The 23,505-nt window shown below is 43.0% G+C and carries 21 protein-coding genes; 12 read left to right on the forward strand and 9 right to left on the reverse strand.

Annotation, left to right across the window (positions count from 1 at the left end):
- Nucleotides 1-119 precede the first annotated feature (119 nt).
- Nucleotides 120-626, forward strand: coding sequence for a YqiA/YcfP family alpha/beta fold hydrolase (locus D7V32_RS12840; RefSeq protein ID WP_120403246.1), 507 nt, complete (start codon nt 120-122; stop codon nt 624-626).
- Between the two features lie 41 nt (nt 627-667).
- Here D7V32_RS12840 and D7V32_RS12845 read toward each other — a convergent pair whose 3' ends face one another.
- Nucleotides 668-1,210 carry an adenine phosphoribosyltransferase gene (locus tag D7V32_RS12845; protein WP_120403247.1) on the reverse strand — a complete coding sequence of 181 codons (543 nt, stop codon included), beginning with the start codon at nt 1,208-1,210 and terminating at the stop codon, nt 668-670.
- A gap of 524 nt (nt 1,211-1,734) precedes the next feature.
- Here D7V32_RS12845 and rubA point away from each other — a divergent pair.
- The 5 genes from rubA to D7V32_RS12870 all read left to right on the forward strand — a co-directional run bounded on the left by rubA (nt 1,735) and on the right by D7V32_RS12870 (nt 6,392).
- The gene (gene rubA, locus D7V32_RS12850; protein ID WP_005179369.1) at nt 1,735-1,899 is read left to right on the forward strand and encodes a rubredoxin RubA; all 165 of its coding nucleotides are present in this window, start codon (nt 1,735-1,737) and stop codon (nt 1,897-1,899) included.
- A gap of 75 nt (nt 1,900-1,974) precedes the next feature.
- Nucleotides 1,975-3,156, forward strand: coding sequence for an FAD-dependent oxidoreductase (locus tag D7V32_RS12855; protein WP_120403248.1), 1,182 nt, complete (start codon nt 1,975-1,977; stop codon nt 3,154-3,156).
- Nucleotides 3,157-3,218: 62 nt separating this feature from the next.
- Nucleotides 3,219-4,157, forward strand: coding sequence for an esterase EstB (gene estB / locus D7V32_RS12860; protein ID WP_120403249.1), 939 nt, complete (start codon nt 3,219-3,221; stop codon nt 4,155-4,157).
- Nucleotides 4,158-4,170: 13 nt separating this feature from the next.
- Entirely contained in the window at nt 4,171-5,076 is a 906-nt protein-coding gene (gene oxyR / locus D7V32_RS12865; protein WP_120403250.1) for a LysR family transcriptional regulator OxyR, read from the forward strand.
- Nucleotides 5,077-5,792: 716 nt separating this feature from the next.
- Nucleotides 5,793-6,392 (forward strand): helix-turn-helix domain-containing protein, encoded by a 600-nt coding sequence (locus D7V32_RS12870; RefSeq protein ID WP_120403251.1) that lies wholly within the window; start codon nt 5,793-5,795, stop codon nt 6,390-6,392.
- Nucleotides 6,393-6,470: 78 nt separating this feature from the next.
- Here D7V32_RS12870 and ppk1 read toward each other — a convergent pair whose 3' ends face one another.
- Both ppk1 and mtgA read right to left on the reverse strand, forming a co-directional pair.
- Nucleotides 6,471-8,552 carry a polyphosphate kinase 1 gene (gene ppk1, locus D7V32_RS12875; RefSeq protein WP_120403252.1) on the reverse strand — a complete coding sequence of 694 codons (2,082 nt, stop codon included), beginning with the start codon at nt 8,550-8,552 and terminating at the stop codon, nt 6,471-6,473.
- Between the two features lie 116 nt (nt 8,553-8,668).
- Nucleotides 8,669-9,343 (reverse strand): monofunctional biosynthetic peptidoglycan transglycosylase, encoded by a 675-nt coding sequence (mtgA, locus tag D7V32_RS12880; RefSeq protein WP_120403253.1) that lies wholly within the window; start codon nt 9,341-9,343, stop codon nt 8,669-8,671.
- Between the two features lie 76 nt (nt 9,344-9,419).
- Here mtgA and D7V32_RS12885 point away from each other — a divergent pair, with 76 nt between their 5' ends.
- The gene (locus D7V32_RS12885; RefSeq protein ID WP_120403254.1) at nt 9,420-10,241 is read left to right on the forward strand and encodes a rhomboid family intramembrane serine protease; all 822 of its coding nucleotides are present in this window, start codon (nt 9,420-9,422) and stop codon (nt 10,239-10,241) included.
- Nucleotides 10,242-10,315: 74 nt separating this feature from the next.
- On the opposite strand, the gene D7V32_RS12890 is transcribed toward D7V32_RS12885, so the two are convergent.
- Nucleotides 10,316-12,781, reverse strand: coding sequence for an ABC transporter permease (locus D7V32_RS12890; RefSeq protein WP_120403255.1), 2,466 nt, complete (start codon nt 12,779-12,781; stop codon nt 10,316-10,318).
- Between the two features lies 1 nt (nt 12,782).
- Nucleotides 12,783-13,508: an ABC transporter ATP-binding protein gene (locus D7V32_RS12895; protein WP_120403256.1), complete on the reverse strand. Its 726-nt coding sequence runs from the start codon at nt 13,506-13,508 to the stop codon at nt 12,783-12,785.
- A gap of 36 nt (nt 13,509-13,544) precedes the next feature.
- Between D7V32_RS12895 and D7V32_RS12900 the strand changes: the two genes are divergently transcribed.
- A complete protein-coding gene (locus D7V32_RS12900) occupies nt 13,545-14,174 on the forward strand; it encodes an arylesterase (protein ID WP_213072553.1) in 630 nt (209 codons plus the stop codon).
- A gap of 132 nt (nt 14,175-14,306) precedes the next feature.
- On the opposite strand, the gene D7V32_RS12905 is transcribed toward D7V32_RS12900, so the two are convergent.
- On the reverse strand, nt 14,307-14,921 hold the full coding sequence (locus D7V32_RS12905; protein WP_120403258.1) for a carbonic anhydrase: 615 nt from the start codon (nt 14,919-14,921) through the stop codon (nt 14,307-14,309).
- Between the two features lie 450 nt (nt 14,922-15,371).
- On the opposite strand from D7V32_RS12905, the gene D7V32_RS12910 reads away from it, so the two are divergent.
- On the forward strand, nt 15,372-16,406 hold the full coding sequence (locus D7V32_RS12910) for an alpha/beta fold hydrolase (RefSeq protein WP_120403259.1): 1,035 nt from the start codon (nt 15,372-15,374) through the stop codon (nt 16,404-16,406).
- A gap of 15 nt (nt 16,407-16,421) precedes the next feature.
- A complete protein-coding gene (locus D7V32_RS12915; RefSeq protein WP_120403260.1) occupies nt 16,422-17,429 on the forward strand; it encodes a hypothetical protein in 1,008 nt (335 codons plus the stop codon).
- Nucleotides 17,430-17,478: 49 nt separating this feature from the next.
- Here D7V32_RS12915 and D7V32_RS12920 read toward each other — a convergent pair whose 3' ends face one another.
- Together D7V32_RS12920 and nfuA are read right to left on the reverse strand one after the other, a co-directional pair.
- Nucleotides 17,479-19,533 (reverse strand): TonB-dependent receptor domain-containing protein, encoded by a 2,055-nt coding sequence (locus D7V32_RS12920; RefSeq protein ID WP_120403261.1) that lies wholly within the window; start codon nt 19,531-19,533, stop codon nt 17,479-17,481.
- A gap of 233 nt (nt 19,534-19,766) precedes the next feature.
- Nucleotides 19,767-20,405 carry a Fe-S biogenesis protein NfuA gene (gene nfuA, locus D7V32_RS12925; RefSeq protein ID WP_120403262.1) on the reverse strand — a complete coding sequence of 213 codons (639 nt, stop codon included), beginning with the start codon at nt 20,403-20,405 and terminating at the stop codon, nt 19,767-19,769.
- A 157-nt stretch (nt 20,406-20,562) separates the two neighbouring features.
- Here nfuA and D7V32_RS12930 point away from each other — a divergent pair, with 157 nt between their 5' ends.
- Entirely contained in the window at nt 20,563-21,180 is a 618-nt protein-coding gene (locus D7V32_RS12930) for a rhomboid family intramembrane serine protease (protein ID WP_120403263.1), read from the forward strand.
- A 107-nt stretch (nt 21,181-21,287) separates the two neighbouring features.
- On the opposite strand, the gene D7V32_RS12935 is transcribed toward D7V32_RS12930, so the two are convergent.
- A complete protein-coding gene (locus tag D7V32_RS12935) occupies nt 21,288-21,581 on the reverse strand; it encodes a DUF7710 domain-containing protein (protein WP_120403264.1) in 294 nt (97 codons plus the stop codon).
- Nucleotides 21,582-21,945: 364 nt separating this feature from the next.
- Here D7V32_RS12935 and D7V32_RS12940 point away from each other — a divergent pair, with 364 nt between their 5' ends.
- Nucleotides 21,946-23,493, forward strand: coding sequence for a hypothetical protein (locus D7V32_RS12940; RefSeq protein WP_120403265.1), 1,548 nt, complete (start codon nt 21,946-21,948; stop codon nt 23,491-23,493).
- The last annotated feature ends 12 nt before the right edge of the window (nt 23,494-23,505 follow it).

Here is a 23,505-nt window from a genome sequence, read left to right on the forward strand (position 1 = left end):
AGATTAGACGAATAGCTAACTGGCAGCACAGTCTATTCACTCTACAATGAACTTTATAAAATTGTTGAAAAACAAAATATTCCATTGCCAGAAAATAGCCAACGTCAGAACAAATCACAATGAATTCTTGCCTATCAAAAATACTTTTTTTGCATGGTTTAGATTCTTCGAAAGAATCAACTAAATTTCATGCGATCGATGCAATTCAAAAGTTTTGCATTAATGTCGACTATCGCAATTTGAATTTTCAAACTGTTGCCGATTTTTATCACGAAATTATCAACAAAATTCAGCCAGACATCATTGTCGGACATAGCTTAGGCGGCTACTGGGCGCTAAAAATGTCTGCGGCGCATCACATTCCCTGCGTCATCGCAAATCCAAGCCTGCACCCAGACTTTCGCGATGACTATCCTGCAATATCTGACCATGACCTGAACCATGACATTCCGCAGATGGCTTATTTGGAACTGGGCGATGAAATACTCGATATGCACGCAGTACAAGAACAGCTTGAAGATTATATGCATATCCAGTCTTTGGCCTGCGGCCATCACCGCTTAGCGCATCCTGAAAATCTCAATGCGCTGATTCAGCAGATTGAATACAGTTTTTTAAACAAATAAAAAAGCCTTGCAATGAGCAAGGCTTTTTTCAACATCGCAATTTAAGCGGCGTTACTTTCCGGTTTGCTTTTATCATCTAAAACCGTCCAGATATCCATACCCAAATCACCATGCAAATCAGGCAGATCAAGAAAAATACTTGCACCAAGAATTTCATGGCCGCATTTATGCGCCAACTCTTTTACCGCCTTTAAAGTGCCGCCTGTAGCCAAAACATCATCCACAATAATCACTTTTTGCCCTTGAATTTCGGCAGACATCTCTAAACGGTCCATGCCGTATTCTAAGCTGTAACCCACACCTACAACCGGCGGCGGCAATTTGCCAGCCTTACGCACGAGCACAAGCCCCTTGCCTGTACGCTGCGCCAGCAAACTCGCCAGTACAAAACCGCGCGCTTCTACTGCAATAAAACTATCGACTTGAGCCATTTGCTCTGCAGGAATACTTGCAATCAGCGCATCAGTTAATGGGCCAAGCTGGCCTAAAAACAATGGTGTTAAATCAAAGAAGCAAATGCCCGGTTTTGGAAAATCTTGGACCGAACGAATATGTGACCACAAAGCAGCAGACGAAGTGTTCATAGGAGATTAAGAAAAAAATAAAAAGGAAAGGAATGCCGAAATTTTAACGCTTATTCAAAAAAAATAATAGTTGAAATTCTGTTCAAAAACTGAAATAGATGAATCACCAAAAACATAAATCATTGTTTTTATTGAATCATTTTTTAAATAAATAATAAGTATAGATAAATACAAGTATAAGATATTTTAAATATGTTCAAATGTATACACGGCTTTAGTCTAAAACAGTAAAACCGCTGTAAATTTCACATTTTAAAAATGATGTTATTGGTTCGAATCAGGCAGCCGTAATATCCAGATCAGCCAATAAAAAAATGACTGCACGGTTTTCTGACAATATTTTGTCCTCCAGTGACATTCTGCTTTTAATTTCACTGTTTAAACTCTTCTTCTATTTACTTTCTGCTCAGAACTGCGTAAAAATTTAAGCAGAGTTATTGCTGTTAAAGCCATATTATTAAAAGTTTTGCAGCAGATGGAATTTTTTCTGGCTGAAGTTAAACAGCCAGTTTTTGGAGAAGAGAATGAAAAAGTATCAATGCATCGTTTGTGGATGGATTTATGACGAGGCAGAAGGCTGGCCGCAAGATGGCATCGTGGCTGGTACAAAATGGGAAGATATCCCCGATGATTGGACTTGCCCAGACTGCGGCGTGTCAAAAGTTGATTTTGAAATGGTAGAAATTTAATTTAATTTCTCAAAGGCCATAGTTTTATGGTCTTTTTTTATGTCTTTATAAAATAGAAAATGTTTGGAGTAGAGTATGCAGCCAATAGTTATCATTGGTTCAGGTATGGCGGGTTATGCAGCGGCGCGTGAATTCCGTAAGCTGAATCCAGAGCAGGAACTGCTAATGATTTGTGCAGATGATGCAGCCAACTATGCCAAACCGACCCTTTCAAATGCCTATGCGCTAAAAAAAGCGCCTGAGCAAATTGCGCTTGGCGATGCAGAAAAAATGACTGCGCAGCTCAATATGAAAATTCTAAATCACACTTGGGTCAAAGGTATTCAAGCTGATGCACATGAATTGCAGTTAGAACACGCAGACGGCGCCTCATCTGTACAAAGCTATTCAAAACTGGTGCTGGCTGTTGGCGCAAATGCAATCCGTTTAGCCATCGCAGGCAATGGCAGCGATGACATCCGCACTGTAAACAGTCTCAATGAATATAAAATTTTCCGCGCTAATTTAGACCAATGCCAAGATAAGCGTGTCGTGATTTTGGGTGCTGGCTTAATTGGCTGTGAATTTGCGAACGACTTACAAAATACCGGTCATCAAGTTACAGTTGTCGACCTGGCGCCGCAGCCTTTGGGCCGTCTGCTGCCAAGCCATGTTGCCAGCGCATTCCAGCAAAATCTAACTGAATCAGGCATTCAGTTTGTACTGAATACCACCGTTGAAAAAGTCCTGAAAAATGATGACGGCACGTATAGCGTTTCGCTAGCCAATGGACAAGCCCTAACTGCAGATGCGGTTCTGTCTGCCATTGGTTTACAGCCAAACCTAAGTATCGCACAGGATGCAGGCATTCAAACCAGCCGCGGCATTTTGACTGGCGCAGATTTAAGCACGAATCAGTCCGATATCTTTGCATTAGGTGATTGCGCTGAAGTAAACGGTTTATTGCTGCCATTTGTCATGCCAATTATGCAGCAGGCCCGCGCATTAGCTAAAACCCTAAATGGCGAAGCAACCGCGGTGCACTATCCTGCCATGCCTGTTGCGGTTAAAACACCTGCTGCGCCGCTGACTGTGCTGCCTGCGCCTGCTGATGTCAATGTAACTTGGGAAACCGAAGAATTTGATGACGGCATGCTGTCTAAAGCAATAGATACCGAAGGAACTTTACGCGGCTTTGTCCTCTTAGGGCCTACTGCTGCTAAACAGCGCTTAGCGCTGACAAAATTGGTTCCAGACTTGATTCCTGCCGCCAATTAAGGTTTAAATACAAAAAGACGCTTCAGAGATTGAAGCGTCTGAATTATCTCAGGAAAATAAAAATGAACAGCGCCCTGCAATATGCCCCTTCTCCATATTCATCGTTTATGCATGAAACCAAAGTTGATCTTGGCAACGGCATTGAACTGCATGTCGAAGTTGGAGGCAATCCAGATCATCCAGCACTGCTGCTGATTATGGGACTTGGAGCGCAAATGCTGTATTGGCCTGACTTTTTCTGTAAATCCTTAATCGACCAAGGTTACCGTATTATCCGCTATGACAACCGTGATATCGGCTTGTCTTCAAAAGTACGCTATAAAGGCCCTCGCCTAAACACACTGAAACTGATGAGCCGCTTTGCCATTGGTCTCGAAAATCAAGGCGCGCCATACAACCTTTACGATATGGCCGATGATGCCGCGTTACTGATTGACCGCATGGGACTTGAACAAGTTGATGTGATCGGAGCTTCTATGGGCGGCATGATTGCGCAAATTTTATCTGCCCGCTACCCAGATAAAGTCAAAAAACTCGGATTGCTTTTTACCAGCAACAATCAGCCGCTGCTGCCGCCGCCCTTTCCAAAGCAGCTCTTTAGTCTAATTGGCAAACCTGAATCTTCAGATGAAGATGGCATTGTTAACCACAGCCTGAAGATTTTTAAGATTATTGGCTCCCCTGGATATGTCAATCATCTTGAAGCAATTCAGACTGCGCGTAAGTTATATCATCGAAGTTACTACCCGGCGGGTGTACTTCAACAGTTTTTAGCAATATTATGTACAGGCTCTTTGCTAAAACTGGATAAACAGATTGATAAGCAGACACTTGTTGTACATGGGTCTAAAGATCGACTGCTGCCGCCCAGCCATGGCAAGGCTGTTGCAAAAGCAATTTCAGGCGCTAAGTTTGAATTAATTGATGGAATGGGGCATGATATCCCACCGCATTTTATTCCATATCTTAGCGGTTTATTTGCTGATCACTTTAAATCATAATCATTAGGACACTATGGCTGCATTACCATCTTTAAGACAGCTGTCATATCTCGTAACACTGTCTGAAACGCTGCACTTTACTGAAGCCGCGCGTCGTTCGTTCGTTACTCAATCCACCCTCTCTGGCGGGATTATGGAGCTTGAACGTTTATTAGGCGGTGTTCTTGTAGAGCGCGACCGTCAAAATGTCCGCTTAACCCCGCTAGGCGAACAGGTTGTTGGCCGGGCCCGTGTTTTACTGGCTGATGCGCAGGACTTAATGCGTTTAAGCCGTGAAATGAGTGAACCATTGACTGGTGATTTGCATCTTGGTGTTATTCCAACCATTGCTCCCTTTATTTTGGCTCAATTACTGGATGAAGTGCACAAGCAGCTGCCTAAAATTCAATTGCACCTGCATGAAGCGCAAAGCGAGAAAATTGTAGAACGCCTTGAACACGGCAATTTGGACATGGTTGTTCTTGCGCTGCCATTCGATACACGCAGCTTAAAAGTTGCGGAAATTGCCAAAGAAAGCCTCTATCTGGTTTATCATAAAGCAGATCAGAACGCGGCCAGCGCAATATCTCTAGATAATCTTGATCTATCCCGCTTAATGCTGCTGGAAGAAGGCCACTGCTTACGTGACCATGCTTTAAGCGCATGCCCGATCGGCGAGCGGAAAAATGATCACCGTTTAAAAGCCAGCTCATTGCCGACGCTGGTAGAAATGGTTTCAGCAAATCTGGGCTTTACCTTATTGCCAGAAATTGCTTTGCATACCAACATGATTAAAGCCAACCCTGACTTAGTCATAAAACCAATTGAAGCTGGCCCTAGCCGTACGCTTGCCTTGGTAACACGTAAAAGCACACCGCTGCAAAGTGAGTTTGATGTATTACTGCAAATTTTGCAGCAAATTACACATAAACAAGCTTAACCATTCATATAAAAAAGGAGCATTCAGCTCCTTTTTTATTGCTTAAAATTTACTGTACACATTTTTTGCAAAAAAAAAGAAAAGGGCCTTCCAAAACGGGGGCCCTTATTAGGTATTCATAAATGATTTTTCATCTACTTCCTAGAGAAATCTTCTCACTAGCCAGATCAGTCAGAAGATGCCGTTATCTTATGTTTTAAGTATAAAAGCGCCTATCCCTATTATTTGGTATTTTTGTCAATTTTTTTAAAAAAAATGACAATAATTATAGTCAAATCAACAGTATAATCGCAAAATTGTGACATGCATCACACTTGCAGCACCCTGCGATTACACAACCTTACAAAGCTGCTTAACATCCATAAAATAATTTTAAAACCAATATTTAAAATCTAAACAGCAAAATAAATATCATTTTATTTATACAGCGCTTTATATCACGATTATAAATATATATTTTTTTGTTTTACTGATTTGACCTTTACATATTCCATGCACATACCGATCAAAAAAATAGCGATACTTACATGATTTAACGCTTATTTATAAAAAACCAATACTTTTAAAATATATATTTATGTACAAAGACTTATTTATAACACCACCTGCAAATCACTATTTCTAGGTATATCAAAATCTATTTTTTTCATGCAAAGTAAGACTATAAAGAAAATAGAAGTAAATATATTTTATAAACAGTTTTTTAGAGTAACTTAATGCCTTCTCATTTAAGCTTACCGGTTCCGGCACTGATTATTAATCAGCATAGATCGCTACTGGATATTCTCATCAATAATATTTTGGTTGACCTTGGTTATCCTCAAGACCTTATTGTCACCAATTCTGATGTGTTAGAAGCAAAACAGTATATTGAGCAGCATTTACCCAATCTTATTTTCTGCAGCATCACCAGCAATGCAGATTTGCATTTCATCAGCAGCATACATAAACTGCACCCATCTGCCTGTATTATCACAATTCACCCGCCTGAACATAGGCAAGAAGTGATTGCCGCGCTGCAAGCAGGCGCAAATGCCTATTTGCTCCAAAATACAGCTGCAAATGAACTGTTTGAACAAATTAGAGTCATCTTACGCGGCGGTGCTATTTTGCATAGTCACTTAGCGCAGTATTTGCTGCAGACCCGCTTTCAAAATGCAGCCCAAGAATCTCAGACTGTCCTTAGCCCAGCTGAATACCAAATTCTGCAGCATACGGCGCAGGCCGCCGGGATCCAGCAAACAGCTTCTGCTTTAAAACTATCAGACTATCAGGTTGATGTGCTCATCAAAAATATACTGCGCAAATTCATCTAAACTGCCGCTGCAAAAACAAAAAAAAAAGAGCTAACGCTCTTTTTTTTTGTTTCACTTCCTGTTTTACGAAAGTACAGATTATTTAATTGCATCCAGCAATACACGCTGAGCATTATGCAGCACGGCATCCGCTTCGGCCTGCACACGTGTCCATGTGCCGTCGCCTGAAAGCTGCCAAGCTTGCTGATTATCTTTTAAATAGTTCACCAAACCCTGCTGATAAATACGCTTTTTCAAAGCGCTGTCTTCAATTGGGAAACATGCTTCAACACGATTGAATAAGTTGCGGTCCATCCAGTCTGCACTTGAACAGTAAATACGCGCATCACCGTTGTTGCTGAAATAATAGACACGGGTATGCTCTAAGAAACGGCCAACGATGGAGCGTACGCGGATATTTTCAGACAAGCCAGGCAGACCTGGACGCAAACAGCAAATTGAGCGGATCAGTAAATCAATTTGGACACCCGCTTGAGATGCTTCATATAACTTATTAATCAGCTGCACTTCAGTCAGCGCATTTACTTTCACAATAATCTGCGCCGGTTTGCCTGCTTTCGCATTGGCAATTTCTTCATCAATATAGTTGAGCAGCTGTGCATGTAAAGTAAATGGCGCATGCAGCAGCTTTTTCAGCTTCGCCATTTTACCCATGCCTGTCAGCTCTTGAAAAACGCGGTGTACATCTTCACAGAGCTCTTTATCCGTGGTCAGCAAACCATAATCGGTATAAATACGCGCATTGCCTGCATGGTAGTTGCCTGTACCTAAATGCACATAACGCACCAATTTATTATTTTCACGGCGCACGACCAAAATCATTTTGGCATGGGTTTTATAGCCCACGATGCCATAGACCACGACAGCCCCTGCTTCTTGCAAAACATTAGCAACTTCAATATTTGACTCTTCATCAAAACGGGCACGCAGCTCAATTACCGCCGTCACTTCCTTACCGTTACGGGCAGCCTCTGCCAAGACCTGAACAATTTCAGAATCTGCGCCGCTGCGGTACAGCGTCTGCTTAATCGCAAGCACTTTCGGATCGCGGGCAGCTTCACGCAGCAAATTAATGACAGGCGCAAAAGATTCAAACGGATGGTGCAGCAAAATATCCTGTTTTTGCATGGCGCTAAAAATATTTTCAGATTTTTTCAGCACTTTAGGAATCACAGGCGTATGTGAGTCATAACGTAAATGCGGACGCTTAAAGTTAGACAGCAGACGGGCCAAATTCACTGGACCATCCACTTTATATAACTGCTCTTCCTCTAAATCAAACTCATCCAGTAAATAATCATAGATATGTTTTGGACAGTTTTCTGTGACTTCCAAGCGTACCGCGCGGCCGAAACGGCGCGAGTTCAGCTCACCTTTCAATGCTTTTGCTAAGTCTTCAACATCTTCATTTAAAGCAAGATCAGCATTACGCGTCACACGGAACTGGTAGCAGCCTGTTGCCGTCATGCCTGGAAACAAATCTGACACATGCTCATGAATAATGGCAGACAGCATCACATGATGCTCTTTACCGCCAGTCAGTTCATCCGGTAAACGCACCACACGCGGCAGTGAGCGCGGCGCAGGAACCACGGCTAAATCAATTTGACGGCCAAAAGCATCTTTGCCTTCCAGCGTCACGATAAAGTTTAAAGACTTATTCACCAAGCGCGGGAACGGATGTGCAGGGTCTAGACTGATCGGCGTCAGCACAGGAGCCACTTGTTCTTGGAAGTATTTTTTCACCCATGCCGACTGAGCTGGTGTTAACTCCCCGCGGCGCAAGAAACAAATGTCTTCTTCACGCAGCTTCGGTAAAATTTCTTCATTCAATACACGGTATTGACGCTCAATAGCAGCATGCGCAGTCTTAGAAATTTGATCCAGCACCTGTTTTGGCGTCAAACCATCCGGTGAATGACTTTCATTGCCCAAATCCAGCTGCTCCATCATGCCCGCAACACGGATTTCAAAAAACTCATCTAAGTTTCTTGAAAAAATCAGCAAGAAGTTCATACGCTCTAAAAGAGGATGCAAAGGATCGACCGCCTGCTCCAAAACGCGCAAGTGGAAATCTAAAATTGAAAGTTCACGGTTGATATAACGGTCGTTATATGTGTATTCAGGTGGTGCAAGCGCTGCATCTACTGCCGTATTCATATCTAGCCTATTAAAATTTTAAATGTATTGCTTAGTATTCAGTATGCTTCAAATTTATGACAATTTCATAAAAAAAGCCTGCTGAGCAGGCTTTTTTTTTAACAATTCATATGAAATCAAGGAATATGGCTATAACGCATGTATTTAAGAATCAGCCCTTTGCGGTATCTCAGTTTACGGTCATCACGGTTGTCTTGATAATATTTTGGATTTGGCAAAATTGCAGCCAGAAATGCCGCCTGCTCGCGTGTTAAACTGCGTGAGCTTTTACCAAAATAATGCTGGGTTGCCGCTTCAACACCGTAAATATGATCACCGAACTCAACTGAATTCAGATAAACCTCTAAAATGCGCTCTTTCGACCACATGCGCTCCATCATCCAAGTCGCTGCGGCTTCTTGACCTTTACGCGCAAAAGAACGTTTATTAAATAAAAATAGGTTCTTCGCCAGCTGCTGAGAAACCGTTGATCCGCCAGCAACAACTTTACCTTTGTCTTTATTGCGCTCTAACGCAAACTGCATGCCTTCCCAGTCAAAACCTTTATGCTGTAAAAACTTTCCGTCTTCTGCAGCAATGACCGCATGTTTCATATAGTCACTGATCTGATCATAATCACGCCATTCATGTTTAATCGGCGCAGATGAATGTGACCAGTAATCAATACGCATCATCATGGTGGTTTCAACAGGATGAGTCCGCCACCAGGCAAGACTGGCAAAAATCCATAGCTGCACCAGCAGCACCAAACAGACAAGGATTAACAAAGTACGGACAATAAACGCTTTCATGCCAGATCAAGGCTCCTGAAAATCTTTGTTTTCGTGTTAAGCTTTTTGAAATAATTAATCACAGCAAAAGAATAGCATGCCTGACTTTAAGCCGCCCGCCAATCATAAAACCCCCCAAATACTGCTTTGGCGGTTTACAGCACTGCTGATTGCCGTGAATACCGGACTCTTTGGCTGGCAAGTGATGAGCGGCATGGATATCAGCAATCCCAGCACTGCCGATGCAATCCGCTGGGGTGCTGATTATGCACCTTTAACGTATTTAGCGGAACCCGTCCGCTTATTCAGCAGCATGTTTTTTCATTTTGGGCTGATTCATTTAGCGCTGAATATGTGGGCATTATATATTTTCGGCAGTATTGCAGAACAGATGATGGGCCGTGCCTATTATGCGGGCCTTTATCTGCTGGCTGGTTTAAGCGGCTCCTTGCTCAGCGGCTATATGACCATCCGTGATTCTTATACTCTGCTGCAGCAAAATGCGCTCAATCATGATCTGCTGCCAAGTGTCGGCGCTGGAGCATCAGGGGCAGTCATGGGTATTGGCGCCGCACTGACTGTCATTTCATTGCTCCCGCAGCTGAAAACTGCACGCTTTTTGCTGGATAAGAAAACCCTGCTGATGGTCATGGGGATTAACTTAGCACTGGGTTTTACCATCAGCGGCATTAATAATGCAGCCCATATCGGCGGCATGATGATGGGTGCGGTTTTAGCCGCTGCATGGTATACGGGCCAGAAATTACAGCGGGCATCAGTCATCAACATGATTGCGCTGATTGCAGGCGCGGCCGCACTCTGGTTCATGTATCAATATTGCCTGCTTCTGGTTCAAGGTATTTTGCCGCTTTGGAAAGAATTAGTGATGATGATGCTAAAAACCATCTCAGCTGCTTAAAGCCACTCTGATGCAATACACAAAAAAGGGAAAATGCATCTGCATTTTCCCTTTTTTGTTCAAGGCTAAGCCTATTAAGAATTCATTTCCCGCAGACTTTGCAGCGGCGGAATATCACTTAAATAACCAAGACGGCTATAACCAATAAAGCAGCATACAGCTGTCATCAGCAGCGGTAAAATCAGCCAAATTTCCCAATGCATTTGCAGTGCAAGTTCCATTTTATAGCTGGCGATGGCGCTGATCACTTCCGCAAACAAACACGATACTACGCCAGAAATAAAGCCCATAAAGCCAATTTCCATACTCAGCATGCGTTTCATTTTTTGTTTCGATGCGCCGAAGGAACGCAGCAATGCCACCTCTCTTTTACGCTCATCCATCAGCAGATTTAAACAGGCAATCAGCACTAAGACACCCGATACAGCAACCAGCACAGCCAAAATCGTAATAATTTGCACCAGTAAACTGACAATACGTTTAATCTCATCCAAAATCAGGCTGACATCAATAAATACGGTATTTGAAAACTGCTGAATTAAGCCCATCAGCTGCGGTTTTTGCTCGGGCGGAACAAAGAAACTGCCCAAATAACTGCCGGCATTTTCATCCATTGTTTGCGGTGAAAAAATAAAGAAGAAATTTGGACTGAAACTTTCCCACTCTACGCTGCGCAGATTTATCACCTTTGCCTGCAGCAGGCCTTCTGGCAAACTAAAGGTCAAGCGGTCGCCAATTTGAATCCCCAGCTCAGCTGCTGTTTTCGCTTCGACTGAGACTTCATTGGGCTGAGTGAAAGCATTTACGCCGCTTAAGATTTTATTATCTGCAGGAAATGCGGCAGCCTGTGTCAAATTCAGCTCACGGCGCAAAGAATTATTCTGCTGAACCAGCTGATCAGCAAAAGGCTGTTCATTTTTAGCCACTAAACGCCCGCGCACATTAGGATACAGCGGTGTACCCTGCCAGCCTTGAGCATCGACCTGCTGTTTAAACTCAGGCATATCAAATGGCGGCAAACCGTAGACAAACTGATTAGGCGTTCCTTCTGGCAGCTGCTGCTGCCAGCGTTCCAGCAAGTCTGTACGCAGCACCGCTAAAACGGTAATTAAACTCAGGCCCAATGCCAAAGCTGTAATTTGAAATGCCGTCTGATACGGCGTACGCACATAAGCAGATAAAGCGCCTTTTGTAGCGCGAATCAATTTTAATACGGACCATACCAATGCATACAGCACAATACACAGGACAATAATCGCGCCCATCACCCATGCAGTCAGTACAAGATTGCCTGTCAGCGCAATACTGAACACAATCAGGCTAAGCACACCAGCCAACAGCCTCCACAGCATAGACAGCACTGTTTTTTCCTGCTGGCGGATTACACGGATCGGCGGTGTGCTCAGCAGCTGCCATACGCTCGGCAGCACAAAACCCAGCAGCACGGCTGCACTGGTCAACATGGCCACAGGCAGCGGGCCAAGCAAAATAGCCGTAATTGAAAAAGGGACACTGAGCTGCGGTATGAGCTGCATCATCAGCTGCAGCAAGCCATAACCCAGTACAATGCCAGCAAAACTGCCTATGAGCATCGCAATGAGCAAGACAACAGCCAACAACCCCACATAAGCTTTTAAAATTTGCAGCTTCGTTGCGCCCATACAGCGCATAAGTGCGATATAATCCTGATTTTGCTGAACATAGCGCTGACTAGTCAATGCTATAGCAATACCGCAAAGCAAGATCGTTAAAATATTTGCCAGCTGTAAAAAAGTATCCAAATTTGCAATCGGCTTGATTAAGCGGGTATTGCCTTCACTGGCATTACGCAGCCTTAGACTTTCTTGAGCATCTTCGCTGCCGCCGCGCTTATCCAGCTTTTTAAAATCAGCAAACCGCTGCTCATACTGCTGTACATTTTTCGGTTCACCCGCGAGCAGCAAACGGTATTCAATACGGCTGCCAGTCTGAACAGCATTGGTTCCAGCAACATCCCGCTGTGAAATAATCACTGTAGGCGAAAAACCGCTAAACCCCAGTTCTTGATTTGAATCATGCTCAATAAAAGCGCTGACCTTAAAACTGCCGTCGGCAATCTGCAAAGTGTCACCCAATTCGACTTGGAGCAAGTCTTTAGCACGCTGGCTAAGCCAGACCTCGCCAGATTGAATTTGCTTCGCGGCAGGGCTAACACGCAATTCGCCGCGCAGCGGAAAACTCGGCTGAATCGCTTTGACGTTTACCATGACAAACTGCTCATCAGTATACGCCATCGAACTGAAGACAGTCGCCTCACTTTGCTTCAGATCCAGTGCTGCCGCATGATCTTTCCATGTCTGTGTGATGGGCTGTGTATCCTGCATGGCCAAATCACCCGCCAGCATTTCAGCTGCCTGCAGCGCAACAGCGTGCTGAATCTGTTCATTGCTGAACTTCAGCGCAGTTGTCGCGCTGATGGCCAATGTCAGCGCAAAAATCAGCAGATATACACCCGTGCTGTTCATACTCTGTGTCCAGAGCGGACGAAATAAAGCATTCATTTCAGCCTCCGCGGCTCAGCTCAATCAGCTGACCCTCTGCCAGCTCAAAATGACGCTGACATTGCGCCGCCAATTTCGGATCATGCGTGACTAAAATCAGTGTCGTGCCTAATTCACGGTTCAGCTGAAACAGCAGCTGTTCAATCTCTTTAGCTGTCGCTCCGTCCAAATTGCCTGTCGGCTCATCAGCAAAAATAATTTTAGGCTGGCTGATTAAAGCCCGCGCAATAGCCACCCGCTGCTGCTCACCGCCAGATAATACTTTCGGCGTTTGCGCAGCTTGACGTTCCAGCCCGACTGTTTGCAGCAAGGCTAAGGCTTTGCGTTCCGCATCTGCAAATTGAAAATTCGGCTGCAGGCGTAAAGGCAAAATGACATTTTCTAAAGCGCTGAGATGCGGCAGCAGCTGAAAAGACTGAAAAACAAAACCAATATGTTTTAAACGCACCACTGCCCGCTGCTCTTCATTCAGCTGTTCAATCGCTTCGCCGCAAACTTGCAGCTGGCCTGAACTGGCCCGATCCAGCGTGGCTAAAATACCCAGTAAAGTTGATTTTCCCGAACCAGAGCGCCCAGTAATTGCAACCTGTTCACCTTCGTAAATATCAATGTTTAAATTTTCAAAAATGCTCAATTCTTTTTGTGCAAAGTTTATCTTTTGTGTCAATTGCTGTGCAGAAATAATGGCTTGTGGCATGATGGATTTATCAGTCGTCGGTTGGCTCATAATTTTCCTAATATGCGGACATATATTCAGAATCGTATGCAAAAACATACTCAAAAATTTAGTTTGGTACTGGGCTTTGCGCTGCTCAGCCTGAGTCTTACCCCCATGCTTGCGAGCGCCAAAACAATTATGATTGTGGGTGACAGCTTAAGTGCCGGCTATGGCTTGCAGCCTCAGCAAGGATGGGTAAATTTGCTGCAAAAACGCTTAGACCAACAGTATCCGAAACAGCATAAAGTCGTCAATGCAAGTGTCAGCGGTGAAACCACCAGCGGCGCTTTAGCGCGCCTGCCTAAACTGCTGCAAACGCATAAACCGCATATCGTCGTCATTGAACTGGGCGGCAATGATGGCCTGCGCGGACAGCCGCCAAAAATGATTGAAAGCAATCTGGCAAAACTGATTCAGCAAAGTCAGAAGACCAAAGCTGAAGTCATTGTTTTCGGCATGAAAATTCCGCCAAACTATGGCACTGCTTACAGCAAAGCATTTGAGAATAATTACAAAACCGTCAGCCAAACGTATAAAGTCAAACTGCTGCCCTTTTTTCTTGAAGGCGTTGCTGGCAATAAAAGCTTAATGCAGGCCGACCAAATTCATCCGAATGCCAAAGCCCAGCCCAAAATACTGGATCACGCTTACCCTATTATCAAAAGCACGTTATAAATGCCTGCCTCAAAAAACCATGCAATCCAATTGAACAGCTTCTGCTGCTGGCAAAAATAATGTACGCAAAAAATGCTGTAGCGCAATAAAAAAAGCCAGCTGATTTAAGCTGGCTTTTTGATAAAAACAAGATTAAAAATCGTAGAACGTTACTTCACCTGTTTCCAGCGAATATTCAGCACCGACAACTTTCAACTGGCCTTTTGCAATTAAGTTTTCCAAAACAGCAGAACCATGACGAAGCTGGTTTACAGAAGCAAATACATTCGAACGTACTGCATGCATAGAAAGTTTATCTAAATCATTTTTCAATTCAGTTTGCATTAAAATTTCTACTGATGGACGTACACGGTTCACAATAGACATCAGATTTGCAGAGGATGGCGCATCTGGATTTTTAAGCGCTTCAATTGTTGAATGAATCGCGCCGCAATGTGTATGTCCTAAAACAATCACAACTGGACAGCCAAAACTTTCAGCCGCAAACTCAACACTGCCGACTTGTGAAGGCGCAACAATATTTCCTGCAACACGGATCACAAATAAGTCGCCCAAGCCCTGATCAAAAACCATTTCTGCTGGAACACGCGAATCTGAACAGCCCAATACAATGGCAAACGGCTCTTGGCTTTCCGCCATTTCTGCACGCTCTTGATGCGTTAAAAGCTTAAGATGCTGGGTTTGTCCATTGACAAAGCGCTCATTGCCTTTTTTTAGTCGATCTAAAGCTTCTGCTGCTGTTAGCATGTTCTTCTACCCTATTTGAAGTTGCAATATTTTAATGCCGCAATAAATGAATGTCACTTGCAAAAACAATAGTCATGAAAATTTATCTGTTTCTTTCTCGTATTCCTTACAAAAAATGCACATTCCTTCCTTCAGGCTGGCTGCTAAAAGACACAGTACAGCGGGTTCACAGCCAGATTGCCCCATGCAAATGATAAGTCTTACAATGGAACATATTACATAGCGCCCAAAAACAAAACAGCTAAAGCGCCAATCTTCACCGCAAAAATAAGAACACCATCACATTTCATTTGAAATAAAATATGCTGTTCCAGCAACAAAATCGTGACAAATAAATCAATTTCTCTAAAATATAAATCAGATCGAATGCCCTCAGGACAATGATCTGATGCCGGACTATACCAATATTAGAAGATAATAGTTTTGTTTAAATTTCAGGGGAAACTGTCAATGAAAGGACTGCAATTGACGGCTGTAAAATTGCTTAAATTTGCCAGTTTAAGCTGCGCAATTGTATGCAGCGCATTCAGTTATGCAGCCTCGCCAACCCCATCTGCGTTAAAACCGCCTGTTATTCTGCAAGATTATCTTGGCCAACAGCGTAAAGCGGCTGGACTGACAGCCAAAACTGTTCAAGTCGGCAATGTAACATGGAGCTATAACGAAGGCGGTTCACGCACAAAACCATCTATTTTGCTCATTCATGGCTTAGCTGGCAGCCGTGACGACTGGAATCGTGTCGCGCATTTTCTTACCCCTGATTATCATGTGATTATTCCAGACCTGCCGACCAATGGTGATACCAAAATTCCCGCCGATTTTGATATTTCTGTACCCAATGTCACAGAACAGCTGCGCCAATTTGCGATCGCTATTGATATAGAAGATAAACTGAATATTGCAGGACATTCACTAGGCGGTTCTATTGCAACGCTCTATGCATCACAATACCCATTTGATACACAAAGCTTATTTTTACTGAACAGTGCTGGGATCTATAAACAAGCCAATACCGCCTACACCAAAGACCCGTATTACTTAAAAAACCTGATCGTTTCTAAACCCGGCGACTTAGATGAAGTCAGCCATCAGCTGATGCAGCAGCCGCCGCAAGTGCCTTTAAAATTAAAACGCGCACAGGAAAAGCTGCTGATTGCACAGTCGCCGCAAATACAAAAAATGATTGAGCAAATCATTACCCTAAACCGTATTTATACGCCAGACAGTTTCGCGCGTTTAACGCGCAATGTCGAAGCGCCAACTCTAATTCTTTGGGGCAAGCAAGACAAGATTATTAACGTTGAAGCAGCAAATGAATTAAAATCGTTATTGAAACGCGCTGCAGCTCCTGTCATTCTAAATAATGTCGGCCATATGCCGATATTAGAGGCCGAACAGGAGGTTGCAGATCATTATTTGCCATTCCTTGCAAAAAGCCAAAAATTTAAGAACCCTTTAGCGGATAAACTGATTCCGTTAAATTAATCATTGCAGGACAGTATGCAAAAGCATCCCATGATTGAGCAGCTCATTGACGCTCATCTTAATTTTTTAGATCAATCATTTTTAGACGCCCATACTGTTGAAACAGAATTTGTAAATTTTTATCAGTGGTTCCGTAAGCAGCAGCTGCAGCAAATTTGGTCTTTTGAACAAATCAATGCCCTAATTCAAAAGCAAATTCTGCAAACGCCTGCCAGCGGCTTTCTGATTGAGCAAATTGCGGAACATATTAAATTTGCCCTGATTCACCCTGCGAATGACAGCACCTCAATTGCAGATATTATTCCTGTCATGACCATTGATAAAATTGCGCAATATGTTGCAAGCAAAAGCGGCCACCGTCAGCGTCTAATCAAAACTATGGTGAATAACCCTGCCTTTTCAGCCATGATTACTCAGCTGATTCAGCATTCAATTCAAGACTATTTAGATAACTCTGTGATTGCCAAAAGTGTTCCCGGCGTTTCGCGTTTTATGAAAATGGGCAAGTCTGTCCTGGAAAATGTCACCGATACCAATTTGGATGATGCGGTTGCTAAATATCTGCAAAAGAATATTTTAAAGCTCAGTCAAATGAGTGAAACCGTTTTAAATCAGCACTTTGATGACCAAAAGCTGTACCACTTTCAAGCCAATTTATGGCATAAAATTAAAGCGATGCCAGTTTCGGTGCTGAAAAACTATATTGAAGTTCAGGACTTGCCGCAAACAGTCGCTATGGGTGCTGAAATTTGGGACTTTATCCGTCAAAGTGGCTATATGAAACAGCAAGTGCATGATGGCGTCTATGCATGGTACGCACGTAATGCTGAACGGCCCTTTGACTTGCTGCTGCGTGATTTGAATATCGATGAAACACTGATACAGCATGAATTGCAAAACTTGCTCAATCCTATTATTCAGCAGCTGATTCAAAGCGGATACTTGCGCAATCGTGCACGCGCCTATTTAGAATCATTCTATTATCAAAATTCAACTTTGGAAATTTTAAAGCTTCCAACTTAAAAGCCAATGTAAAAAAAGCCGCGAATAGCGGCTTTTTTACTTCCTCAGATTAGAATTTAATATTCATGCCAACCGTATATCTGCGGCCATCCAGCACAATATCATATTCGCTATTGGTAATTTCTTTGTTCACAAGGTTATAAACACCCGCCGTCAAGTTTAGTTTTTCGCTGGCCTGATAAACCGCACCAACATCAAATGTGCCATACGCTGGGGTGCCGCTATCCATTGCAGTACGGCTTAGATAGTCGCTGGTTTTACCGCGGTAGTTATAGTCCACCCATGTATTCCAGCGCTCTGAAACGTCATAATCCAAACCGACATTCAGCATGTGTTTTGGCATTTTATTTAAAGGCTGCCCTTTAAACTCACCGCTTTTTTGCTCAGATTTCGTGTAGGTATAACTTGTACCCACACTTAAATTATCCAGCAAATCATAATCCAGTGTAAATTCAACGCCCTTCATTTCAGCTTCAGCCACGTTCTTCATTTGGCTAACAAAACGGTATGGTTTGCCATTCGCCGAACATTTCCAATCTTCAACAGGAGAACTATTTGTTGTTCCAGGAGTTTCACATAAGCGGTCTTCAACTATTTTATCTTCAAAATCCGATTTAAAGACCATTAAACTTGTCGTTAAACCCAAAGCAGGATCTGAGAAGTTAAAGCCTAGCTCATAACTGGTACTTTTTTCAGGGGATAGATTAGGGTTGCCAATAATAACACCACTGCCCTTACCTGTACGGCTGCCAAAACCTTCAGAAATTTGGCTAATAGTTGGCTGTTTATAACCCGTACTGATCCCGCCTTTTAAAGTTAAGGCATCATTTAAATGGTAAACACCATAAATACGCGGCGTAATTTCACCGCCAAAATATTCATCATTATTATATCGGGCGCCAAGTGTTAAAGCGAAATCATCGGTAATGTTCCATTCATTTTCTGCATATAAGGCAAATAGCCAACGGTCAAGCTCAGTAATGCCTGTCACGCTTGCTAAACCGTTCGTCGTATCTTTAATTTTTTCTGTTTGATATTGACCGCCAACCGTTAAAGTATGATTCCCCAAGAAAACTGTGCCTTGCGTATTAAATACTTTTAAATCTTCCTGTTTTTGATCTGCAACAGCGCCGCTGTAGATTTTTTTAGTTGTTTCATCTTGGTAGTATGAATCGAGAGTAAATGTATCGTAATTCGCTTTATGCGTTAAGGTATACATCTCTTTTTCATTTTCATTGGTTGATGCTTGGCTCGCAACTCCCACACTTTTACCTAATGTGGTTGTGTATTGCTGCCCTGAAAAGTCATAGCGCAGGCCAATATCATTGTGCTCATCAACATTCCAAACTAATTCTGTACCCAGCTTTTTAATTTTTTTCTCAGACTCGCTTGAACCCGATTTTTGCCCTTCACCGCCGACATAATCACTTTCGTCATTGCCTTGCAGAACACCATCCAAGCTGAATGACAATTTATCTTTAATTAATGGTCCAGCAGCATAGAAACCGACACTATAACTGTCATTGGCATAGTCATTATCCGATTTTGTGTATTCAGGAGAAATACTGCCGTGCCAATCTGCAGATGATGCTTTTTTAGTAATAATATTAATCACACCGCCCATTGCATCGGAGCCATACAATGATGACATTGGCCCGCGTACAACTTCAATGCGCTCAATCATATCAATTGGCGGCAAATATGCGCCAATTTTACCGCCATCCGTACCATTGCCGTTAACTGTTCTTCCTGCACTGACAGGACGGCCGTTAATAAGGTATTTCGTATAGCTTGCTCCCATGCCGCGAATGGTGATTTCTTTGTTATTGCCGCCGCCTTGTACAGATACGCCCGGCATATTTTTTACGGCATCAATCACATCGGTATATGATTTTTTTTGTAATTCTTCGCCTGTAATCACAGAAATAGAAGCAGGCGCATCTGCAATATTTTGCTCAAAACCGCCAGCAGTCGTTACTACAATAGTTTCCAGCTTTGTCGCTTCTGCAGCAGTTTCTGGCTGCAGCTCATTTGCATGAGTTACCCCTGCAATTGCCCCTAAAATAGATAAAGTGAGAGTTGTCTGAATTAAGTGCTTGGTCATTTGGCAATTTCCAAAGTGGCTAAGTTATGGATGAATCTTGAAGATTATGTTGCGCATTGTAACCTTAATAAATAATATTGCAATTAATTTCAATAATCATTCTCATTAGCACCTTTGTTAACAAGTATCCTTTATATTTAATGCTATAAAAAAAGTATTTGATATTTATTCATTTATTTTTAAATCAGATCAAATAAAAAAGCCGCATGATGCGGCTTTTTTATTTGGGGCAATTATTTGAAATAAGCGCCTTCGGTGTTGCTGTGATCTGTTTGATCCACAACACGCATCAATTCAGGCACATGCTGTTTCAATGTTGTTTCTACGCCCTGCTTAAGCGTTAAGTCAATTGATGAACAGCCTTGGCAGCCGCCGCCAAACTTAAGCACAGCGGTTAAACCATGTTCAGCATCTTCTACAACTTCAACTAAAGCACAGTTGCCGCCATGGCCTGCAAGGCCTGGGTTAATTTCAGACTGAAGCACATAAGTAATGCGTTCTTCAACAGAAGCATCCGGCCCTACACGCGGCACTTTAGAATTTGGCGCACGGAAAGTCAGCTGACCGCCAAAACGGTCTTTATTGTAGTCAATCACGGCATCCAGCAAGTACGGAATAGACGGTGTATCAACGTAAGCTGGAAAATCTGGATAGTCTTGTTTGAAATCTGTAGGTACCACTTCTTCAGGTGCGCTATAAGCCATACAGCATTCAGCACGCGGCGTACCAGGATTTTCAACAAAAATACGTACAGCAATGCCTGGCGTGTTCTGCTTCGCCAATAAATCTCTCAAGTACTCTTGCGCATTGGGTGTAATCAATAAGTTTGGAATCTCTTCTGCGGCTGCAGTGCTGGTATTCTCAGTGGACATAACAAAATTTCCTCATGCTGAATCTGCTATTTTAACTGAAGATGCGGTTCATTAGAAAAAAATCAACCAAAATTGTCGGATTTATATTTAAAGTTCACTCTCTGACTGCATTTAATGGCATTATTCAATCAAATATTGAACATACTGAACTGAACAGATGCTGGACTTGCCGTTTAACCATACTGTGACGATTATTTTGATTACAGTGATTATTTCGTTTATTGCCTTTCAAAATGAAAAAGTCATGAACCGCCTTATTTTCTGGCCGCCTGCAATTAAACAAGGCCAATATGACCGCTTCATCACACACGGCTTTATTCATGCCGACGGCGCACACTTGCTGTTCAATATGATTACCCTCTTTTTCTTCGGCAGCATTATTGAGCAATTTTACCGTCAGTACTTATATGAATTAGGCTTTGTGCTGTTTTATATGGGCGGTTTAATCGCTGCGATTATTCCTAGTTATTTAAAGCATCAAAATGACCACCGCTGGGCAAGCTTAGGCGCTTCTGGCGCGGTTTCTGCCGTGCTGTTCGCCTACATTCTGTTCCAGCCTTGGAAACTGATTTTTGTGTTTTTTATCCCCGTGCCTGCAATTATTTTTGCGATTCTATACGTGGCTTACAGCATCTGGTCTGGAAAACGCAATAACAGCAACATTAACCATAGCGCGCACCTTTGGGGAGCCGCTTATGGTGTCATTATGACCATCATTATCGAACCGCGTGTATTGCCTCACTTCTTTCATCAGCTGATGCAGCTGCCTTTCTAAGATATTTATAATCAGCGGCACATCATCAGCCAATAAAAAGGGATTCAATCGAATCCCTTTTTTCTGAGCGCATCGCGTATGGCCATATGAAATAAAGCCGCGCTGCTTTAAACGTCAATATGTTCGAGCAGCTCACCATGTTCAAAGTGCCAATTCTGCTGATATGCAGACACAAACTTAGCAATAAAAACCGGCGCACGGTCAATTGCAGACTTATCTTTAAAATGGCCTTGAGCTATTGCCCAGTCATAACAGCTTTGGTCTTGCGGATATTCCATCAAAATACCGCTTAAATGATTTCCTTCAATCCAAGCGCGCGCTTGCGCATAGCTTGAAAATACAGCTGACGGGAAGTTAGATTTGTGCGCGCTGAATAAATACGCATTTTTAGACTTAGCCACACCCCACCCCAGAATTTCATTTCATGTTTGCGAGTATTTACTGTAGCGCAATATTTATGTGACTTAAATCACACTTTATTGTTTTTTTGCTGTCATTTTAGCCAACTTCAGTAACCGTTCTTACAGTTCTAAATAGGCAATTCTTCAGATTTATATCAAATAGATGTCCGTTTTTTCATATATTTTTTTAAATATAATTGAATCTATTCAATAAAATACTGCAGCCATATGTTCTTTATTTCATGAAATATCTAGAAATATATTTTTGCAAAATATTGGTACTTTCTGCCAAGACTGAATCTAATTTGGCATAGATAATGTATACAACCGTATATTAATATCAAAATGAAGTGAGATATTTTGCATGTCCAGCACTCTCGAAGGTCTACATTTCCCATCCTCTGCCGCTCAGCAAAAACCGAGCACCTCTAAAGCTGGACGTGAAATTATTGCAGAAGCTTTAGCCAGCGCTGATCATGCGCTGGCAGTACAGGTCAAACAAGAAAAAAATTGGCGTAAACAATACCCTAAATATTTTAAAGCTTTAGTTGAACACGGTATTGCCGATGCCGTTACGCCTATTGCAATTGCAGAAGCTGGTTTAAATAAAGCGCACCACAGTTTTGAGTTCTACCGTGAAGGTCAAAAACATTTACTGAAAGATGTCATGGATTTAGAAGCTCAGCAGCTGCATACCATACATTTAACAGGCGAAAGTGATGCCGCACCTGAATGGTATGTGCCATACCGCGGTCAGAAACTGCAAGGTGAAGCGCTGCTTAAACAAATCCAAAAATGGCAGGATGAAGGCACGGTTGAAGCCAGCCATGCAGATGCGCTGCGGGCTGCTGCATCTCATCCTGAATGGTTTGACTTGTCTGACCGTACTGTCGTGCTGTTTGGCGCGGCTTCTGAGGCTGGCCCGCTGACTTGGCTATGCAAATGGAAAGCCAATATTGCTGCTGTGGATCTGCCGAATAGCCGTATTTGGGGCAAAATTTTGGATACGGTCAAGCAAGGCAATGCCACCCTGTATGCGCCATGCACTGAACCGCTGACAGCAGATGCCAGCGAGGCTGAATTAAAAGAAAAACTCGGCGCAAACCTACTGACGCAAATTCCTGAAATTGCAAAATGGCTGATCCAAAGCGAACACCAGCTTGATTTGGCAGCCATTGCTTATTTAGACGGTGAAAAACATGTGCGCGTTTCTATGGCAATGGATGCCATTATGCAATACGTCAGCGCGCAGAAGCCAGATACCAGCCTGATGTACATGTGCACGCCAACAGATGTGTATGCCGTACCAGAAGAGGTCATTGAAGCCTCACAATATAAATTCCAGCACCGCTCTAAAGCGCAGCAGATGATCAGCGGCAGTTTATCTAAGCTGAGCCGCAACTACTTCTTTAAACAAAATTCGCACCGCCTTATTGCATCCAGCAATGGTAAATCTTATGGTGTAGCGGATTGTTTAGTGGTCGAACAAGGTCCGAACTATGCTTTGGCTAAACGTATTCAGCAATGGCGCGCAACCTTGGCCCGTCAAAATGGACAGCGTGTCAGCATTAATATTGCGCCGTCTACTACGACACACTCTGTCACCAAAAATCCGCTGCTGAAAGCTGCATTTAATGGCGCCAGCCTGTTTGATGTGGAAGCTTTCAGCCCTGAAACCACCAATGCGATTATGGCCGCGCTATGGGTGCATGACTTACGCAACCCCGAGTCTGCTGCAAATCCAGAAGTTAAACTGGAGCATCCGCTGGAACTGATGATGCACGGGGCAAATCATGGCGGTTTATGGCGTGTAGCTTATTTAGCGCGTACAGCCCTGCCTTTTGCAGCCCTTTACGGCTTTGCCAATGACAAATTGCCGCTGTCTAAAGTACTCAGCAAATTACAAAAATAAACCCAGTTCCCC

The organism is Acinetobacter tianfuensis (genome assembly GCF_003611465.1).
Classification (GTDB): Bacteria; Pseudomonadota; Gammaproteobacteria; order Pseudomonadales; family Moraxellaceae; genus Acinetobacter; species Acinetobacter tianfuensis.

Coding starts and splice junctions, on each gene's coding strand:
- estB (WP_120403249.1), top strand. CDS start 3,219: ATGAACAGCGCCCTGCAATATGCCCCTTCTCCATATTCATCGTTTATG.
- D7V32_RS12890 (WP_120403255.1), bottom strand. CDS start 12,781: ATGAATGCTTTATTTCGTCCGCTCTGGACACAGAGTATGAACAGCACG.
- D7V32_RS12915 (WP_120403260.1), top strand. CDS start 16,422: ATGCAAAAGCATCCCATGATTGAGCAGCTCATTGACGCTCATCTTAAT.
- D7V32_RS12910 (WP_120403259.1), top strand. CDS start 15,372: ATGAAAGGACTGCAATTGACGGCTGTAAAATTGCTTAAATTTGCCAGT.
- ppk1 (WP_120403252.1), bottom strand. CDS start 8,552: ATGAATACGGCAGTAGATGCAGCGCTTGCACCACCTGAATACACATAT.
- mtgA (WP_120403253.1), bottom strand. CDS start 9,343: ATGAAAGCGTTTATTGTCCGTACTTTGTTAATCCTTGTCTGTTTGGTG.
- nfuA (WP_120403262.1), bottom strand. CDS start 20,405: ATGTCCACTGAGAATACCAGCACTGCAGCCGCAGAAGAGATTCCAAAC.
- D7V32_RS12870 (WP_120403251.1), top strand. CDS start 5,793: ATGCCTTCTCATTTAAGCTTACCGGTTCCGGCACTGATTATTAATCAG.
- D7V32_RS12885 (WP_120403254.1), top strand. CDS start 9,420: ATGCCTGACTTTAAGCCGCCCGCCAATCATAAAACCCCCCAAATACTG.
- oxyR (WP_120403250.1), top strand. CDS start 4,171: ATGGCTGCATTACCATCTTTAAGACAGCTGTCATATCTCGTAACACTG.
- rubA (WP_005179369.1), top strand. CDS start 1,735: ATGAAAAAGTATCAATGCATCGTTTGTGGATGGATTTATGACGAGGCA.
- D7V32_RS12940 (WP_120403265.1), top strand. CDS start 21,946: ATGTCCAGCACTCTCGAAGGTCTACATTTCCCATCCTCTGCCGCTCAG.
- D7V32_RS12900 (WP_213072553.1), top strand. CDS start 13,545: ATGCAAAAACATACTCAAAAATTTAGTTTGGTACTGGGCTTTGCGCTG.
- D7V32_RS12895 (WP_120403256.1), bottom strand. CDS start 13,508: ATGAGCCAACCGACGACTGATAAATCCATCATGCCACAAGCCATTATT.
- D7V32_RS12855 (WP_120403248.1), top strand. CDS start 1,975: ATGCAGCCAATAGTTATCATTGGTTCAGGTATGGCGGGTTATGCAGCG.
- D7V32_RS12840 (WP_120403246.1), top strand. CDS start 120: ATGAATTCTTGCCTATCAAAAATACTTTTTTTGCATGGTTTAGATTCT.
- D7V32_RS12920 (WP_120403261.1), bottom strand. CDS start 19,533: ATGACCAAGCACTTAATTCAGACAACTCTCACTTTATCTATTTTAGGG.
- D7V32_RS12845 (WP_120403247.1), bottom strand. CDS start 1,210: ATGAACACTTCGTCTGCTGCTTTGTGGTCACATATTCGTTCGGTCCAA.
- D7V32_RS12905 (WP_120403258.1), bottom strand. CDS start 14,921: ATGCTAACAGCAGCAGAAGCTTTAGATCGACTAAAAAAAGGCAATGAG.
- D7V32_RS12930 (WP_120403263.1), top strand. CDS start 20,563: ATGCTGGACTTGCCGTTTAACCATACTGTGACGATTATTTTGATTACA.